General features: G+C 60.9%; 13 protein-coding genes. 5 read left to right on the top strand and 8 right to left on the bottom strand.

What is annotated here, in order from left to right; genetic code table 11:
- Positions 1-691: 691 nt before the first annotated feature.
- Positions 692-4,585 (bottom strand): phosphoribosylformylglycinamidine synthase, encoded by a 3,894-nt coding sequence (gene purL / locus ACJ8HA_RS16745; protein WP_197819548.1) that lies wholly within the window; start codon positions 4,583-4,585, stop codon positions 692-694.
- 274 nt (positions 4,586-4,859) lie between these two features.
- Here purL and mltF point away from each other — a divergent pair, with 274 nt between their 5' ends.
- Complete coding sequence (gene mltF / locus ACJ8HA_RS16740; protein ID WP_025303935.1) at positions 4,860-6,320, top strand: membrane-bound lytic murein transglycosylase MltF; 1,461 nt, start codon at positions 4,860-4,862, stop codon at positions 6,318-6,320.
- Here mltF and tadA read toward each other — a convergent pair whose 3' ends face one another.
- Positions 6,321-6,827, bottom strand: a complete 507-nt coding sequence (gene tadA, locus ACJ8HA_RS16735) for a tRNA adenosine(34) deaminase TadA (protein WP_049204917.1) — start codon at positions 6,825-6,827, stop codon at positions 6,321-6,323.
- A gap of 117 nt (positions 6,828-6,944) precedes the next feature.
- Here tadA and ACJ8HA_RS16730 point away from each other — a divergent pair, with 117 nt between their 5' ends.
- The gene (locus ACJ8HA_RS16730) at positions 6,945-7,997 is read left to right on the top strand and encodes a DUF2157 domain-containing protein (RefSeq protein ID WP_127146612.1); all 1,053 of its coding nucleotides are present in this window, start codon (positions 6,945-6,947) and stop codon (positions 7,995-7,997) included.
- A gap of 45 nt (positions 7,998-8,042) precedes the next feature.
- On the opposite strand, the gene yfhb is transcribed toward ACJ8HA_RS16730, so the two are convergent.
- From yfhb to murQ, 3 genes are read right to left on the bottom strand one after another with little or no spacing between them, the layout of a single operon-like run.
- Positions 8,043-8,699, bottom strand: a complete 657-nt coding sequence (gene yfhb, locus ACJ8HA_RS16725; protein WP_025303938.1) for a phosphatidylglycerophosphatase C — start codon at positions 8,697-8,699, stop codon at positions 8,043-8,045.
- Between the two features lie 3 nt (positions 8,700-8,702).
- Complete coding sequence (locus ACJ8HA_RS16720; protein ID WP_025303939.1) at positions 8,703-10,070, bottom strand: PTS transporter subunit EIIC; 1,368 nt, start codon at positions 10,068-10,070, stop codon at positions 8,703-8,705.
- Between the two features lie 18 nt (positions 10,071-10,088).
- Positions 10,089-10,982, bottom strand: a complete 894-nt coding sequence (murQ, locus tag ACJ8HA_RS16715; protein WP_025303940.1) for an N-acetylmuramic acid 6-phosphate etherase — start codon at positions 10,980-10,982, stop codon at positions 10,089-10,091.
- A gap of 167 nt (positions 10,983-11,149) precedes the next feature.
- Between murQ and ACJ8HA_RS16710 the strand changes: the two genes are divergently transcribed.
- The 3 genes from ACJ8HA_RS16710 (at position 11,150) to ACJ8HA_RS16700 (ending at position 14,038) form a co-directional block, all read left to right on the top strand.
- The gene (locus tag ACJ8HA_RS16710; protein ID WP_016929788.1) at positions 11,150-11,998 is read left to right on the top strand and encodes a MurR/RpiR family transcriptional regulator; all 849 of its coding nucleotides are present in this window, start codon (positions 11,150-11,152) and stop codon (positions 11,996-11,998) included.
- A gap of 143 nt (positions 11,999-12,141) precedes the next feature.
- Entirely contained in the window at positions 12,142-13,686 is a 1,545-nt protein-coding gene (locus tag ACJ8HA_RS16705) for a sulfatase-like hydrolase/transferase (protein ID WP_197825282.1), read from the top strand.
- Positions 13,687-13,777: 91 nt separating this feature from the next.
- Positions 13,778-14,038 (top strand): YfhL family 4Fe-4S dicluster ferredoxin, encoded by a 261-nt coding sequence (locus tag ACJ8HA_RS16700; RefSeq protein WP_025303942.1) that lies wholly within the window; start codon positions 13,778-13,780, stop codon positions 14,036-14,038.
- A 44-nt stretch (positions 14,039-14,082) separates the two neighbouring features.
- Here the strand turns inward: ACJ8HA_RS16700 and acpS are convergent, their stop codons facing one another.
- The 3 genes from acpS to recO all read right to left on the bottom strand — a co-directional run bounded on the left by acpS (position 14,083) and on the right by recO (position 15,997).
- Positions 14,083-14,463: a holo-ACP synthase gene (gene acpS / locus ACJ8HA_RS16695; RefSeq protein WP_004929169.1), complete on the bottom strand. Its 381-nt coding sequence runs from the start codon at positions 14,461-14,463 to the stop codon at positions 14,083-14,085.
- Positions 14,463-15,194 carry a pyridoxine 5'-phosphate synthase gene (pdxJ, locus tag ACJ8HA_RS16690; protein ID WP_025303943.1) on the bottom strand — a complete coding sequence of 244 codons (732 nt, stop codon included), beginning with the start codon at positions 15,192-15,194 and terminating at the stop codon, positions 14,463-14,465. The genes acpS and pdxJ overlap by 1 nt, the downstream gene beginning before the upstream one ends.
- A gap of 71 nt (positions 15,195-15,265) precedes the next feature.
- Positions 15,266-15,997, bottom strand: coding sequence for a DNA repair protein RecO (recO, locus tag ACJ8HA_RS16685; protein WP_004929165.1), 732 nt, complete (start codon positions 15,995-15,997; stop codon positions 15,266-15,268).

Below are 15,997 nucleotides of genomic sequence, written 5' to 3'. Positions count from 1 at the left end.
CGAGGGCATAGGCAACGAAACAGGGATAAGCGCAGCGTTGAGAATTGACATCGGGGCAAGAAACTTGCCCCAACGCAAGGAAAGTGTGGATGCCCTTGAACCTCGTCCCCAGGGTGATGTAGCGCAGCGGCTGGCATCGAACAGGACGAATAGCATCCGTAAGTATCCAGGATTGATGAACCCTTCATCACAGTTGGATACAGGCGGTGCCTCACTCCACGTGTCGCCCGATGCTTGATAAAGCCGCTTGCACGGTCTGTTATCGGTTTAGTTGGACGATAGGCACCATTTCTTTGGCATCATTCGGAGGCTTATGAGGCGATTTGCCGTCTAATGACGGCGCCGTCATAAAAAGTTGAATGAGCAACTGACGAGAATAATGCACGTTGCGTGCCAACTTTGCAATTAAAATTATAATCACATGATTTTATTAAAAAATAAAATTATATCAGCAAATTTCTTTGCGCATCACGCCCCGATGAGCGATGAAAAAAACGCCGCGCTGTCGCCAAATGCAGACAACTAAAGCCAAACCCGCTTACCACCAATAAAATCAAACGGTTAAATGTCTCCATTTAGCGACAGGGAAAATAGCGCCTGTCGCTAAATGCAGACACTGCCGCCATTCGGCGAACGCCGGCCATAAAAAAGGGCGCAATTGCTTGCGCCCTCTGTACGGTGGTGGCCGTTTTTAGCCCAGCTGCTTACGGGCGTTGCGGAACATGCGCATCCACGGGCTGTCCTCGCCCCACTCTTCCGGGTGCCAGGAGTTGCTCACCGTGCGGAACACGCGTTCCGGGTGCGGCATCATCACCGTGGCACGTCCGTTGGCGCTGGTCACGGCGGTAATGCCGTTCGGCGAACCGTTCGGGTTAGCCGGGTAAGCTTCCGTCACCTGACCGGCGTTGTTGACGAAACGCAGCGCCACCAGGCCGTGGCTTTCCAGCGCCGCCAGATGCGCCGCATCGCGCACTTCGACGTGCCCTTCACCGTGGGAAACGGCGATCGGCATGCGCGAACCAGTCATGCCCTGCATGAATAGCGACGGGCTGGCCGCCACTTCCACCAGGCTGAAGCGCGCCTCGAAGCGATCCGACAGGTTGCGCACGAAGCGCGGCCAGTGTTCGGCGCCCGGGATCAGCTCACGCAGGTTGGACATCATCTGGCAGCCGTTGCATACGCCCAGCGCCAGCGTCTGCGGACGGTGGAAGAACGCCTCAAACTCGTCACGCACCCGCTCGTTGAACAGGATAGACTTCGCCCAGCCTTCGCCAGCACCCAGTACGTCGCCGTAAGAGAAGCCGCCGCAGGCCACCAGCGTGTGGAAGTCCTGCAGATCGCGGCGCCCTGCCAGCAGATCGCTCATGTGCACGTCCACGGCGTCAAAGCCGGCGCGGTGGAACGCCGCCGCCATTTCAACGTGGGAGTTCACCCCCTGCTCGCGCAGCACCGCCACTTTCGGGCGAGCGCCCTTGGCGATGTACGGCGCGGCGATGTCTTCCTCGGGTGCGAAGGTCAGTTTCACGTTCAGGCCAGGATCTTGTTCATCCTGCTTGGCCTGATGTTCCTGATCGGCGCACGCCGGGTTATCGCGCAGGCGCTGCATCTGCCAGGTGGTTTCCGCCCACCAGGTGCGCAGCGTATTGCGGCTTTCGCTGTACAGCGCCTTGCCGTGCTGGGTGATGACGAAACGATCGCCGGCCTGCACGCTGCCGATGTGATGCACGTTGTCGGTCAGACCGTGCTGCGCGAACGCCCGCTTCACGTCGTCGAGGCGTTCGGCGCTCACCTGGATCACCGCGCCCAGCTCTTCGTTGAACAGCACCGCCAGCGCATCGTCGCCGAGGCCATCGAGGTTAACCTCTACGCCGCAGTGACCGGCGAAGGCCATCTCCGCCAGCGTCACCAGCAGGCCGCCGTCGGCGCGATCGTGGTAAGCCAGCAGCGCGCGATCGGCCACCAGCTGCTGCATGGCGTTGAAGAAGCCCGCCAGCTGCGCAACGTTGCGCACGTCGGCAGGTTTGTCGCCCAGTTGGCGGTAAACCTGCGCCAGCGCGGTGGCGCCCAGCGCGTTATGGCCGTTGCCCAGGTCGATCAACAGCAGCGCGCTGTCGCCCTTATCGGTGCGCAATTGTGGCGTCACGGTGTGGCGCACGTCTTCCACGCGAGCGAAGGCGGTGATGACCAGCGACAGCGGCGAGGTCATTTCACGCTGTTCATTGCCTTCCTGCCAGCGGGTTTTCATCGACATGGAGTCTTTACCCACCGGAATGGTGATGCCCAGCGCCGGGCACAGCTCTTCGCCCACCGCTTTCACCGCTTCGTACAGGCCGGCGTCTTCACCCGGGTGGCCGGCGGCGGCCATCCAGTTGGCGGACAGCTTCACGCGCTTCAGACTGCCGATTTCCGTGGCGGCCAGGTTGGTCAGCGCTTCCCCGACCGCCAGGCGGCCGGAGGCGGCGAAGTCCAGCAGCGCCACCGGCGCGCGTTCGCCGAGCGACATCGCTTCGCCGTAATAGCTGTCCAGGCTGGCGGTGGTGACCGCACAGTCGGCCACCGGGATCTGCCACGGGCCGACCATCTGGTCACGCGCCACCATGCCGGTAACGGTGCGGTCGCCGATGGTGATCAGGAAGGTTTTCTCCGCAACGGCCGGCAAATGCAGCACGCGTTTCACCGCGTCGGCCAGCGTGATGTTCTCACGCTGCACCGCCTCGCCATGCGCCTGCAGGCGGGTAACGTCGCGGGTCATTTTCGGCGTCTTGCCGAGCAGCACGTCCAGCGGCATGTCGATCGGCTGGTTGTCGAAGTGGCGGTCGTTCAGCGTCAGGTGCTGTTCTTCGGTCGCTTCGCCGATCACCGCATAAGGTGCGCGCTCGCGGCGGCAAATCTCGTCGAACTGTGCCATCTGCGCCGGGGCAATCGCCATCACGTAACGTTCCTGCGATTCGTTGCACCACACTTCCAGCGGGCTCATGCCCGGCTCGTCGTTGAGGATATCGCGCAGCTCGAAGCGGCCGCCGCGGCCGCCGTCGCTCACCAGCTCCGGCATGGCGTTGGACAGGCCGCCGGCACCGACGTCATGGATAAACAGGATCGGGTTCTGGTCGCCCAGCTGCCAGCAGCGGTCAATCACTTCCTGACAGCGGCGCTCCATTTCTGGGTTGTCGCGCTGCACCGAAGCGAAGTCCAGATCGGCATCGGACTGGCCTGACGCCATCGACGAGGCTGCGCCGCCGCCCAGGCCGATATTCATCGCCGGGCCGCCCAGCACCACCAGCTTGGCGCCGACGGTGATTTCCCCTTTCTGCACATGATCGGCGCGGATGTTGCCGATACCGCCCGCCAGCATGATCGGTTTGTGGTAGCCGCGCAGCTCCACGCCGTTATGGCTGTTGACGCGCTCTTCATAGGTACGGAAGTAGCCCAGCAGCGCCGGACGACCGAATTCGTTGTTGAATGCCGCGCCGCCCAGCGGGCCTTCGGTCATGATATCCAGCGCGGTGACGATGCGTTCCGGCTTGCCGAAATCCTGCTCCCACGGCTGTTCAAAGCCGGGAATGCGCAGGTTGGACACCGAGAAGCCCACCAGGCCGGCCTTCGGCTTGGCGCCGCGGCCGGTGGCGCCCTCGTCGCGGATCTCGCCGCCGGAGCCGGTCGCGGCGCCCGGCCACGGTGAGATCGCCGTCGGGTGGTTGTGGGTTTCTACCTTCATCAGGATGTGCGCATCTTCCTGATGGTAATCGTACGTGCCGTTCTCCGGCGCGGCGAAGAAGCGACCGACCTGCGAGCCTTCCATCACGGCGGCGTTGTCTTTATACGCCGACAGCACGTAGTCCGGCGTCTGCTCATAGGTGTTCTTGATCATTTTGAACAGCGATTTAGGCTGCTGTTCGCCGTCGATGATCCAGTCGGCGTTGAAAATCTTGTGGCGGCAGTGCTCGGAGTTGGCCTGCGCGAACATATAGAGTTCGATATCCGTCGGGTTGCGCCCCAAACCGGTAAAGGCATTCAGCAGATAGTCGATCTCGTCCTGCGCCAGCGCCAGGCCGAGCCGGACGTTGGCCTGCTCCAGCGCGGCGCGCCCTGCGCCCAGCACATCGACCGACTGATACGGCGCCGGCTGATGGTGCGCGAACAGCTGTTCGGCCTGTTGCAGCTCGCTGAAGACGGTTTCCATCATGCGATCGTGCAGCAGCGCGGCGAGCTGGCGCCACTGGGTTTCCGTCAGCTCGGGCGCCTTGACGTAGAACGCCAGGCCGCGTTCCAACCGCAGCACCTGTTGCAAACCGCAGTTGTGGGCAATATCGGTGGCTTTGGAAGACCAGGGAGAAATGGTGCCCGGACGTGGCGTAACCAGCAGCAACCGGCCTTCGGGAGCGTGTTCGGCGAGAGAAGGACCGTACTTGAGCAGACGCTGAAGCTTGGCGTGTTCTTCGGCACTTAGCGGTGCACTAACATCGGCAAAGTGGACGTACTCGGCGTAGATATCACTGACGGGCAGGTGAGCGTCCTGGCAGCGGGACAGCAGTTTGGTAATGCGAAAAGCCGATAAAGCGGGCGAACCACGCAGAATTTCCATAATCAAAGTTCTCTCGTCTTCGAAGCGACGGATAAGACGCTTCATTGGGCGCAACAGGGGAAAACGCGCGTCATTATAGAGAATCCTCGCCGCCGACGAAACCGTTTGCGTAGGGATTATTGATAAAAGCGTGCCGCACCGACGAATTGTCATAACGTGTCAATAAAGTTGCACACTGGCGTTTTGTTGCGCAAAATGCCCCCGCACTGGTGATTTAACCATGAGAAAAGTCGCGGTTGTCGTCGCCGGCGTACCTGTGCCACCACTGGATAACTATTTGAAACGTCTTAAAATAAACTACATCCTCATCGGCGTTGTCACCCTGCTTCTGGCTCTCGCGCTGTGGCCCAATATCACCTGGCGCAGCGGCCAGGGCGGGCAACTCCAGGAGATCATTTCCCGCGGCGAGTTGCGTATCAGCACGCTGAACTCCCCGCTGACCTATTTCAACACCAAGCAAGGGCCGGGTGGGCTCGACTACGAACTGGCCAAGCGCTTCGCCAACTACCTCGGGGTGAAGCTGGTGGTGATCCCCCATCAGAACATCAATGACCTGTTCGACGATCTGGACGACGACGACGCCGACCTGCTGGCGGCAGGCCTTATCTACAACCAGGAACGCCTGAGCCGCGCACGCACAGGCCCGGCCTACTACTCTGTTTCCCAACAGCTGGTGTACCGACTGGGCACCCCGCGGCCGAAAAGCTTCGCCGACATCAAAGGCAAGCTGGCGGTCGCCTCCGGTTCCGCGCACGTCAGCACGCTAAAACAGCTCAAGCAGGATAAATACCCGGATCTCACCTGGGAGTCCTCCAGCGATCTCACCTCCAAAGAGCTGCTGGAGCGGGTTGCCGACGGCAAGCTGGACTACACCCTCGGCGATTCGGTGACCATCGCGCTGCTGCAGCGCATCCATCCGCAGCTGGCGGTGGCGTTCGACGTCACCGACGAAGAGCCGGTCACCTGGTATCTCAAACGTGACGGCGACGACAGCCTGTACGCAGCGATGCTGGATTTCTACAGTCAAATGGTGGACGACGGCACCCTGGCGCGGCTGGAGGAGAAATACCTCGGCCACGTCGGCAGCTTCGACTATGTGGACACCAAAACCTTCCTGTCGGCCATCGACTCGGTGCTGCCCAACTTCCGCCCACTGTTCGAGAAGCACGCCAACGAGATCGACTGGAAGCTGCTGGCGGCCATCGCCTATCAGGAATCGCACTGGAATCCGCAGGCCACCTCCCCCACCGGCGTGCGTGGCCTGATGATGCTGACCCGCGCCACCGCCGACGGCCTGGGGGTCAACGACCGCCTCGATCCGGAAGAGAGCATTCAGGGCGGCGCGCTCTACCTGCAGCGACTAATGGCCAAGGTGCCGGACAGCGTGCCGGAAGACGAGCGCATCTGGTTCTCGCTGGCGGCCTACAACATGGGCTGGGGCCATATGCTGGACGCACGCAAGCTGACCAAAACGCAAAAAGGCAATCCGGACAGCTGGGTCGACGTCAAACAGCGCCTGCCGATGCTCAGCCAAAAGCGCTACTACCCGCAGCTGACCTACGGTTATGCGCGTGGGCGAGAAGCCTACAACTATGTAGAGAACATCCGCCGCTACCAGGTCAGCCTGGTGGGTTATCTGCAGGAAAAAGAGAGAAAGGCGGCGCAAGCGGCCGCCGAGCAGGAAGCGTTGGGGAAAGGCTATCCGACGGTGATGCCGGAACTGGCGCTCAACTACTGATTATTCCGGCGTATCCGCCGCCCGCTGCGCCAGCTTGAGCGCTTTTTTCTGTTCGCGGCGCAGGCGGAAGAAATTGCTCAGGGTGGCGGCGCATTCGTCCGCCAGCACGCCCGAGACGATCTCCACCTGATGGTTCATGCCCGGATGGCGCAAAATGTCCACCAGCGAACCGGCCGCGCCGGTTTTCTCGTCGGCGGCGCCATACACCAACCGGCGGATACGGCTGTGCACCATCGCACCGGCGCACATCACGCAGGGCTCCAGCGTGACGTACAGCGTGGCGTTCAACAAGCGGTAGTTTTGCAGCACCGCGCCGCCCTGGCGCAGCGCCATGATCTCGGCGTGCGCGGTTGGATCGTGTCGGCCGATCGGGCGGTTCCAGCCCTCGCCGATGACCTGATTGTCCAGCACCAGTAGCGCACCCACCGGCACCTCGCCCTCTTCCTGCGCGCGCAGGGCCAGCTGCAATGCCTGACGCATCCAGTACTCATCGTTATATTCAGTCATCGCATAATTCCTCGTGCGCTTTTGCGGCGGGCATTATACACACTAGCCTCCCTTTGTCGTAGCCGCCCGCCAATGGCTATACTGGCCGAATCAGCGTGTGATTCAGGGACAAGAAACATGAAACTCAGTAAAAAGAACGCCGTCGTGGTGCGCAAGGCGCTGGACGGCTGGGTTGGGGAAGGCGCCTTGACACCCGAGCAACGGCAGCAGTTGCTGCTGCATGTGGACGTACAACCTTTCGACTGGCGACGGCTGGCGCGCTATGCGTTTCTCGCCGCGCTGGCCTCGTTGCTGATCGCCGTCACCAGCCTGTTCGCCGACAGCGCACTGCTTGAATGGCTGAGCGAACTGTTCCGCTTCGACGCGCCGGTGCGCATGGCGATCGCCGGCGTACTGGCGGCGCTGGCCTACGTCTGGGCGCTGCGCCGCCGCCAACGGCACCCGGAAAAACGCTACGGCAATGAGGCGGCGCTGTTTGTCGCCGTGTTGCTCACCGCCTGCGCCTTATGGCAGTTGGGGGTCTGGCTGGATAACGGCAGCGGCCGGGTTTCCGTACTGCTGCTGGTCGCCGCGCTGCTGTACGGCGCGATCGGCTGGTTCAGCCGCTCCGGGCTGGTGTGGTGGTTCGCCCTGCTGTCGCTCGGCAATGCCTTCGGCGCCGAAACCGGCTACCTGTCCGGCTGGGGCGCCTACTGGCTCGGCATGAGCTACCCGATTCGCTTTATCGCCTTCGGCGCGGTGCTGATCGCCGCCGCATTGCTGCTGCGGCCGCTGTTGGCGCAGCGCGGCCTGCAGCGGGTGTCGCTGGCGATGGGCCTGCTGTACCTGTTCATCGCGCTGTGGCTGCTATCCATCTTTGGCAACTACGGCGATCTCGACAGCTGGTACCGCGCGCGCCAGATTGAGCTGTTCCACTGGAGCCTGCTGTTCGGGCTGGCCGCCCTCGCCGCCATCTGGCTGGGGTTGAAGCATGACGACGCCATGCTGCGCGGTTTCGGGCTGACATTCCTCGGCATCAACCTCTATACCCGCCTGTTCGAGTTTTTCTGGGACAGCATGCCGAAGGCGATTTTCTTCGCGCTGCTCGGCCTGAGCCTGTGGGCGTTGGGGCATTATGCGGAGAAGATTTGGCAACTGGGGCGCAAACCGCACGACGTAACCGACGACTGATCGCGGTAGCGATAACAGCAAAGGGCGGAATTCTCCGCCCTTTGTTTATTCCAGCTGCTGCAGCTCGCCCTGCTTGCTTACCCGCCAGCGGTGTTCGCAAAAAAACAGCAGCGGGTTATCCTGCTTGCTGTCGCTGTAACCGCTGTACAGCTTCAGCGGCGCACCGAGCCGTTGCTCCAGCTGCACCACTTTTTGTACGCCCAGACAGCGCAAGGTCAGCACCCAGCCGCCATAGCGGCGCGCGATGCGGCTGCCGACCAATCGCACCCGCGGCAGAAACGCCGAATCCCGATAGACCTGCGCCACCAGTTGCTCCGGCGAGCCGGTAATCAGCCACACCTCGGCATCGTGCTCATCCAAATACTGCCGCAAGCGCATTTGCACCACCGGAAACGCGGTCACCTTCTGGCGGAAAGCCTCGATAAACTGCCGCTCCAACGCCTTCAGCGTCGCTTCGGAGCGCCCGAAGGTGATCGCCCACAGCAACAGGCTCATCGGCCAGCGCGCGGCGCGCCCCAGCAGCAACAGCGCCAGGCCAATCAATGGCAACAGCGGTATCACCAGCAGCAGATTCAGCGGTAAACGGCGCAGCAGGAAGCGCAAGAAACTGCCGAACATATCCTCCTGATGCAAAGTGCCGTCCAGATCGAAAAAGACCACGCGGCGCCCTTCTGCGGCCGATGGTTGCTGCTTGTCGCTCAAACGCTACTCCTCGGGATCGTTGAACCCCATCATCCAGGTGAAGAGAAAACCGGCGATAATCGTAATCAGCATCCCCGCCAGATACAACATCACCTTACCTGAGACGATGGTCAACGCCAAAGGCAGCCCCGAAATGCCGAAGGTAATCACCGTCGCCACCTTCCAGTAGCTGATGAGCGCACCGCCGACCGCCCCGCCGAGGCAGGCGCCGATAAACGGCCGCCCCAGCGGCAGCGTCACCCCGAAGATCAGCGGCTCGCCGATGCCGAGAATGCCGACCGGCAACGCCCCTTTGATCACCTTCTTCAGCCGCGCATTGCGGGTTTTCAACAGCACCGCCAGCGCCGCCCCCACCTGACCGACGCCGGCCATCGCCAGGATCGGCAGCAGCGGGTTGGAACCGTGCGCCTGCACCAGCTCGACGTGGATCGGCACCAGCCCCTGATGCAGGCCGGAGAGCACCAGCGGCAGGAACAGCCCCGAGAGCAGCGCCCCGACAAGCAGCCCGCCCTTGTCGATCGCCAGATTGGCGCCGTGGGCGATGGCATCGGAAATAACCCCCCCGACCGGCTGCAGGATCAGGATCGCCAACGAGGCGGTGACCAGCGTGGTCAGCAGTGGGTTAAGGATCAGTTCGACCGACTCCGGCAACAGCGTACGCAGGCGTTTCTCCACCCAGCACATCAACGCCACCACCAGCAGCACGGCGATCACCCCGCCGCGCCCCGGCTGCAGCGCCTCGCCGAACAACGTGATCTGCGCCAGCGCCGGGCTGGAGAGGATCCCGGCCATCACGCCGCCCATCGCCTGTGAGCCGCCGAACACCCGCGCGGCGTTCACCCCAACCAGAATGTTCATGATGGCAAATACCGCGCTGCCGAATATCGCCAGCAGCCCCAGCACGTTCGGGTAGTCCACGGCCAACTGACCGGCGATGTCGGGCCGTTTCAGCAGGTTGATGATGCCGGTGATCAGCCCCGAGGCGATAAACGCCGGGATCAGCGGAATAAAAACGTCGGCCAGCTTTTTCAGCGCGCCGCTCATCGGCGCAGCGTATTTTTGCTTAGCCTGCGCCTTGGTGCGGGCGGCGTCACCGACGGCGGCAGCGGGCTGTGCATTGCCGCTCAACAGCCCGCGCATGGCGTCCACCACCTTGGCGGCGGCGCCCGGGCCGACGATAAACTGATGCTGCTCGCCCTGTTTGATATAGCCCTTCACGCCGGGCAACTGCTTGAGGGCGGCCAGATCCAGACGCTGCTCGTCGCTGACCTCAACGCGCACCCGCGTCATGCAGTTCTCCAGTTTGAGGATATTGCCCTCGCCCCCCACGCCCGCCAAGATCTGTGTCGCCAATGCCGTTGTCTTGTCCATCGCCACCCCCACCGTCAATTAACGCACCAACGCCGCGCGCAGGTAGCCGTCGTGCCGCTGCAGCCGCTGCTGCGCCTCTTCGGCGCTGACGCCGGCCAAGATCATCAGGATCGCCGGTTTGACTTCGAAGCCGGTCTGCGCCAGCGCCGCCTCCGCCTGAGCGCGTTCTGCGCCGGTGGCCTCCACCACGATGCGGCAAGCGCGATCCACCAGTTTGACGTTGGTGGCCTTCACGTCCACCATCAGGTTCTGGTAGACCTTGCCCAGTTTGACCATCGCGCCGGTCGACAGCATGTTGAGCACCAGTTTCTGCGCGGTGCCGGATTTCAGGCGAGTCGAACCGGTCAGCGCCTCTGGCCCCACCACCGGCGAAATCGCCACCTGCGCTTCGTGCGCAATCGGCGAATCCGGGTTGCAGGAGATGGCCGCCGTCGGGCAGCCCAGCCCGCGCGCATAGCGCAGGGCGCCGATCACGTAGGGCGTGCGCCCCGAGGCCGCCAACCCCACCACCATATCGACGGCGGTGAGGTTCAGCGCCCGGAGATCGGCTTCGCCCAGGGCCTCGTCGTCTTCCGCCCCCTCCACCGCTTTGAGCAGCGCGCCCGGCCCGCCGGCGATCAGCCCCACCACCACGCCGTGCGGCACGCCGAAGGTCGGCGGGCACTCGGAGGCATCCAATACGCCCAGGCGGCCGCTGGTGCCGGCGCCCAAATAAATCAGCCGGCCGCCGGCCTTCAGCGCCGCCGCAGCCAAATCGACCGCCTGCGCAATCGCCGGCAGCACCTTTTCAATCGCCTCCGGCACCTTGCGGTCTTCCTGGTTAAAGCAGCGGACCATGTCCAACGTCGACATCTCATCCAGCCCCATGGTGGCCGGGTTGCGGGTTTCCGATACCAGTGCGCCTAAGTTCATCTGTTCACCTTTGAATTTTTAATTCACAAAATTAAATCAATATTTGAATATTTTATTCAACAAAGCGAGCGCTATTTGCTATTTTAACGGTGAGCTCACAAAAATTTTCACCGCGCGTTTTCGCCCTCTGCATGGCAAAATGGCCGCTGGTTTCCAGGGAAAGAACAATGAGTACCCTTCTGCGCATTCGCCAGATGTATCCGACACTGGCGCAAAACGACCGCAAGCTGGCGGACTTTCTGCTGAATAACGCCGAGCAGGCGCGCCATCTCAGCTCGCAAAAGCTGGCCCAGTTGGCCGGCATCAGCCAGTCGAGCGTGGTCAAGTTCGCCCAAAAACTGGGCTATAAAGGTTTCCCGGCGCTGAAGCTGGCGCTGAGCGAAACGCTGGCCCAGCCGCAGGCAGAACCGGTAGTGACCGTCCACAACCACATCCTCAGCAGCGACACGCTGAAAACCGTCGGTGAAAAGCTATTGGCGGAAAAGCAGGCGGCGCTGCGCGCGACGCTGGACATCAACAGCGAAGAGCGGCTGCATCAGGCGCTGGATATGCTGCGCCAGGCGCGCCGGGTGATGCTGATCGGCATCGGCGCCTCCGGGCTGGTGGCCAAGGATTTTTCCTTCAAGCTGCTGAAAATCGGCGTGATGGCGGTGGCCGAAGCGGACATGCACGTTCAGCTGGCAGCGGTGCAGGCGCTGGACAAGCGCGATCTGCTGCTGGCGATCTCCTTCAGCGGTGAACGGCGTGAAATCAATCTGGCAGCGGAAGAGGCGCGCCAGGCCGGCGCCAGGGTGTTGGCGTTGACCAGTTTCTCGCCCAATGGTCTGCAGCAGCGCGCGGACCACTGTCTCTATACCATCGCCGAAGAGCCCCATACCCGCAGCGCGGCCATCTCCTCCAGCACCGCCCAGTTCGCCCTCACCGACCTGCTGTTTATGGCATTGATCCAGCACGATCTCGATCATGCCCGCGATCGCATCAAGCACAGCGAACAGTTAATGAAAAAGTTGGTTTGACGCGTATAATGGCGGCCGATAAAACGCCGCCAGTTCAATTATTTCCCTTCTCTGCATTCGAAAAATAATGTGCGGGCGGTGACCTGCTCAATTATCGATCAATAATTGAGCGTGCATGGACAGCATTATTTAACGATACCATTATGAATACACACACTGTTATTTTAGATAAGTTGCGGCATTCCGTGACGCATCCGATTCTGCGTACCTTTTTGCTCTATGTCATTACTGCATTGATTCTAATCAAGGCGATGGGATACAGCGGTGGAAAAGGTATTGATATTCTTTTTATTGCGCTTACTTTGCTATTATTATCTATTCATTCACTTACCCGATACGGCCTGATTATTCCGTTTATTCTGCTGTGCGCGCTGTATGCGCCGGTCGGGGCCATTTACGGTACCCCTTCCGCTGCCGTGATGTCCGCCCTGTTACAAACCAACCTCATAGAAGCGAGGGAGTTTTTGCAGACCCTGCCGGCCAGTTGTTATCTGCTGCCCGCCGCCATTCTGGTTATGCTGGCCATTCTCGGCCTATTTATTTGGCGGCAAGCCATTTCAAAAAAAACTATACTTCCCTTGCTAGCCCTGCTGATGGTTATCATTATCGCCAGAGCCTTCAATGGCGGTGTGGCGAATCTTAAATTGCCTGACTTCTTTTTATCCCTCTACTCGGCTTACCATCAATACCAACAGCAGGTTGATGAATTAAGTGCCGGTGCTACAACACCGGGTACCTGGTCAATAACCGCAGGCGCACCGACGAATGAAAACTATGTCATTATCGTCGGCGAAAGTATGCGCAAAGATCATATGTCATTATTTGGTTATCCGGTGTCCACTACGCCGTTTCTGGATAATGCCAATGGACGATTTTACAGCAATTATATTTCCACTGCGCCAAATACGTTCGAATCGCTTCCTCGCACGCTGGCTTTGAGCAACGGCCACAACATTGCCATCGGAGATAATATCATCACCCTGGCAAAAGCCGCCGGTCTCAAAACCCACTGGCTGTCCAATCAGGGCATGTTCGGACAATTCGATACGCCGGTATCAAAAATCGCCATGTTCAGCGATAGCCATTATTTCCTGAAGAAAGGCGACTTCCAATCGCGCAATACCGATGACGATGCGCTGCTGCCGATATTTGACCCATTATTGCGTCGCCAGGGACAAGGCAATCTGTATGTGCTGCATCTGATGGGCTCGCACGCCGACTTTTGCGAGCGGCTTAACGGCGAACCGCCGAGCGTCGAGTCGCCGAATAAGGAACTGGCCTGCTATCTCTCTACCTACCGCAAGACCGACCGTTTTATCGAGCAGGTTTATCACAGCCTGAAACAGAGTGGCACACCGTTTAAACTGTTCTATTTCTCCGATCACGGCCTTTCCCACAAGGATATCGGCGGTGGGCGTTCTTTACGCCACAGCGGCGATACCCGGCAGAATTACCAGGTGCCGTTGCTGGTGCTGAGCGATCGCGACCAACAGCACCAGATCATTGATGATCCCTTAAGCGCGTTCGATTTTATCGGGTTGTTTGCCCAAGAGGCGGGAATACGGATTGCCCATCCCGAAGTGATGCCTACGATACGTATCGCAGATGCAGATAAACGCTGGGCGTTTGACGGGCAGAGAATGGTTGATTTCGATCAGTTGGCTGACGATCCGCCTGAGTTACCCTAAGCGGTAAGATGACGAAAAAGTGCCCGTTGCGCGGCGATTCTATGATAGATTGCGCGCCAGCCCGAGCACACCGATGGAAAGATAACTGACAATGGCACTGCTGATTACCAAGAAATGCATCAACTGCGACATGTGCGAGCCGGAATGCCCGAACCAGGCAATTTCGATGGGCGATGAAATTTATCAGATAGATACCGACCGCTGCACCGAGTGCGTCGGCCATTACGATACGCCGACCTGTCAGCAGGTCTGCCCGATCGACAACACCATCATTACCGATCCGCAGCACCGCGAGAGCAACGAACAGCTGTGGGACAAGTTCGTGGTGTTGCACCACGCCGATCGCATTTAATCGCCGCAGGACTGACAAGGGCGCCATAGGCGCCCTTTCTCTTTTCAGCTTTCGACGATCACCGTCGCGCAGGCATAACGCCGCTCGTCGGCCAGCGAAACGTGGATCGCGGTGACCCCCATCTCCCCCGCCAGCTCGGCGGCGCGGCCGTGCAAACGAATATTCGGCTTGCCCAGCGCATCGTTGAACACTTCGAATTGATTGAACGCCAGGCCGTTGCGAATGCCGGTACCGAACGCCTTGGCAGCGGCCTCTTTCACGGCGAAACGTTTGGCCAGAAAGCGAATCGGCTGCTGGTGCTGCTGATACAGCGCCCACTCGGCGTCGCTCAGCACGCGGCGCGCCAGACGATCGCCGCTGCGCTCCACCACCGCTTCGATACGCGCCATCTCGACGATGTCGGTACCCAGCCCGAGCACCGCCATTACCGGCGCGCTTCCCGCATCAGCACTTTCATGTCGGCAACCGCGGCCGGCAGCCCGCTCATCACCGCCTGGCCGATAATCGCATGGCCGATGTTCAGCTCGTGCATTTCCGGCAGCGCGGCGATCGGCTGCACGTTGTGATAGGTCAGGCCGTGGCCGGCGTTGACCTTCAGCCCCTTCTCGGCCGCGTAGGCGGCGGCGACCGCGATGCGGCGCAGCTCGGCCTGTACCGCCAGCTCGCCCTGCGCTTCGGCGTAGGCACCGGTGTGGATTTCGATATACGGGGCGCCCACCGCCACCGCCGCGTCGATTTGGCGATGATCGGGATCGATGAACAGCGAGACCAAAATGCCCGCCTGCGCCAGGCGCTCAACCGCCACGCTCATTTTGTCCAGCTGACCGGCGACGTCCAGGCCGCCTTCGGTGGTCACTTCTTCGCGTTTTTCCGGCACCAGGCAGCAGAAATGCGGCTTCAGCTCAATGGCGATATCCAGCATCTCGTCGGTCACCGCCATCTCCAGATTCATGCGCGTCTGGATGGTCTGGCGCAGCAAGCGCACGTCGCGGTCGGTGATGTGGCGGCGGTCTTCGCGCAGATGCACGGTAATGCCGTCGGCCCCCGCCTGTTCGGCAATGAATGCCGCCTGAACCGGATCCGGGTATTGGGTTCCGCGCGCGTTACGTAACGTGGCGATGTGATCGATATTGACGCCCAGCAGCAAATCAGCCATGACAACCTCTAAATACGATTTTCAGTGTCAGCAGTTTACACGCGGGCGCAGGGCGGCAAAAGGGGAAAAGGTCAGGCGTCGTCGACCGGCGTATTCGGCTGTTTGCGCACAAACTGGCGGAACAGTTCGCGGCTCTTCAACGGCTTGCCGCCGAGGTAGGGTTTCAGCGCCATGCGGGTGAAACGCTTGGCGGCGCGCAGCGTCTCGGCATCGGGAAACTGACGCTCCGCCAGCGCGCGCAGTTCGCGCCCGGTGAAGCTGTAGTGATCCACCACCAGGCTGGCGATAAAGCCCTTCTCTTCGCGGTAGCGGTAGGTCATGGCATCATCCACCGGCAGGCCGCTGCCGGCGCAGTGCAGGAAATCGAGGCCGTAACCCAGGTGGTGCAACAGGGCCAGCTCGAACTGACGCAGCGCCTGTTCCGGCGAACTGTCTTCCGCCGCCAGCGCCTGCAGGCATTGCAGGTAGTCGAAGAACAGCACCGAGTAGTTGGTTTCCTGCTCCAGCACGCGCGCCAGCAGCTCGTTCACATACAGGCCGCTGTAGAGCATCATGCCGCTGAGGGGTAAACCAAGGGAGACCGCTTCGGCGTTGCGCAGCGTTTTCACTTCGCCACGCCCGCCCCAGCGCACTAACAGGGGGGTAAAGGGCTGCAGGCAACCCTTCAGATTGGAGCGGCGGCTGCGCGCGCCTTTCGCCAGCAAGCGCACCCGCCCATGACCTTCGGTAAACAGATCCAGCATCAGACTGGTTTCACTGTACGGCCGCCCATGCAGGACGAAAGCGCGCTCCCAGCCGTCCAC

Origin of the sequence: Serratia sp. CY33802 (assembly GCF_052169095.1) — a bacterium.
GTDB lineage: Bacteria > Pseudomonadota > Gammaproteobacteria > Enterobacterales > Enterobacteriaceae > Serratia > Serratia bockelmannii.
Note: the sequence above shows the minus strand (reverse complement) of the source record. Positions and strands in the feature narration are given on the sequence as shown.

What these genes read in the sequence shown, in the direction of transcription:
- tadA (WP_049204917.1), bottom strand. Translation starts at nt 6,827, where the DNA reads ATGACTGAATATAACGATGAGTACTGGATGCGTCAGGCATTGCAGCTG.
- ACJ8HA_RS16730 (WP_127146612.1), top strand. Translation starts at nt 6,945, where the DNA reads ATGAAACTCAGTAAAAAGAACGCCGTCGTGGTGCGCAAGGCGCTGGAC.
- ACJ8HA_RS16720 (WP_025303939.1), bottom strand. Translation starts at nt 10,070, where the DNA reads ATGGACAAGACAACGGCATTGGCGACACAGATCTTGGCGGGCGTGGGG.
- murQ (WP_025303940.1), bottom strand. Translation starts at nt 10,982, where the DNA reads ATGAACTTAGGCGCACTGGTATCGGAAACCCGCAACCCGGCCACCATG.
- ACJ8HA_RS16710 (WP_016929788.1), top strand. Translation starts at nt 11,150, where the DNA reads ATGAGTACCCTTCTGCGCATTCGCCAGATGTATCCGACACTGGCGCAA.
- ACJ8HA_RS16705 (WP_197825282.1), top strand. Translation starts at nt 12,142, where the DNA reads ATGAATACACACACTGTTATTTTAGATAAGTTGCGGCATTCCGTGACG.
- ACJ8HA_RS16700 (WP_025303942.1), top strand. Translation starts at nt 13,778, where the DNA reads ATGGCACTGCTGATTACCAAGAAATGCATCAACTGCGACATGTGCGAG.
- acpS (WP_004929169.1), bottom strand. Translation starts at nt 14,463, where the DNA reads ATGGCGGTGCTCGGGCTGGGTACCGACATCGTCGAGATGGCGCGTATC.
- pdxJ (WP_025303943.1), bottom strand. Translation starts at nt 15,194, where the DNA reads ATGGCTGATTTGCTGCTGGGCGTCAATATCGATCACATCGCCACGTTA.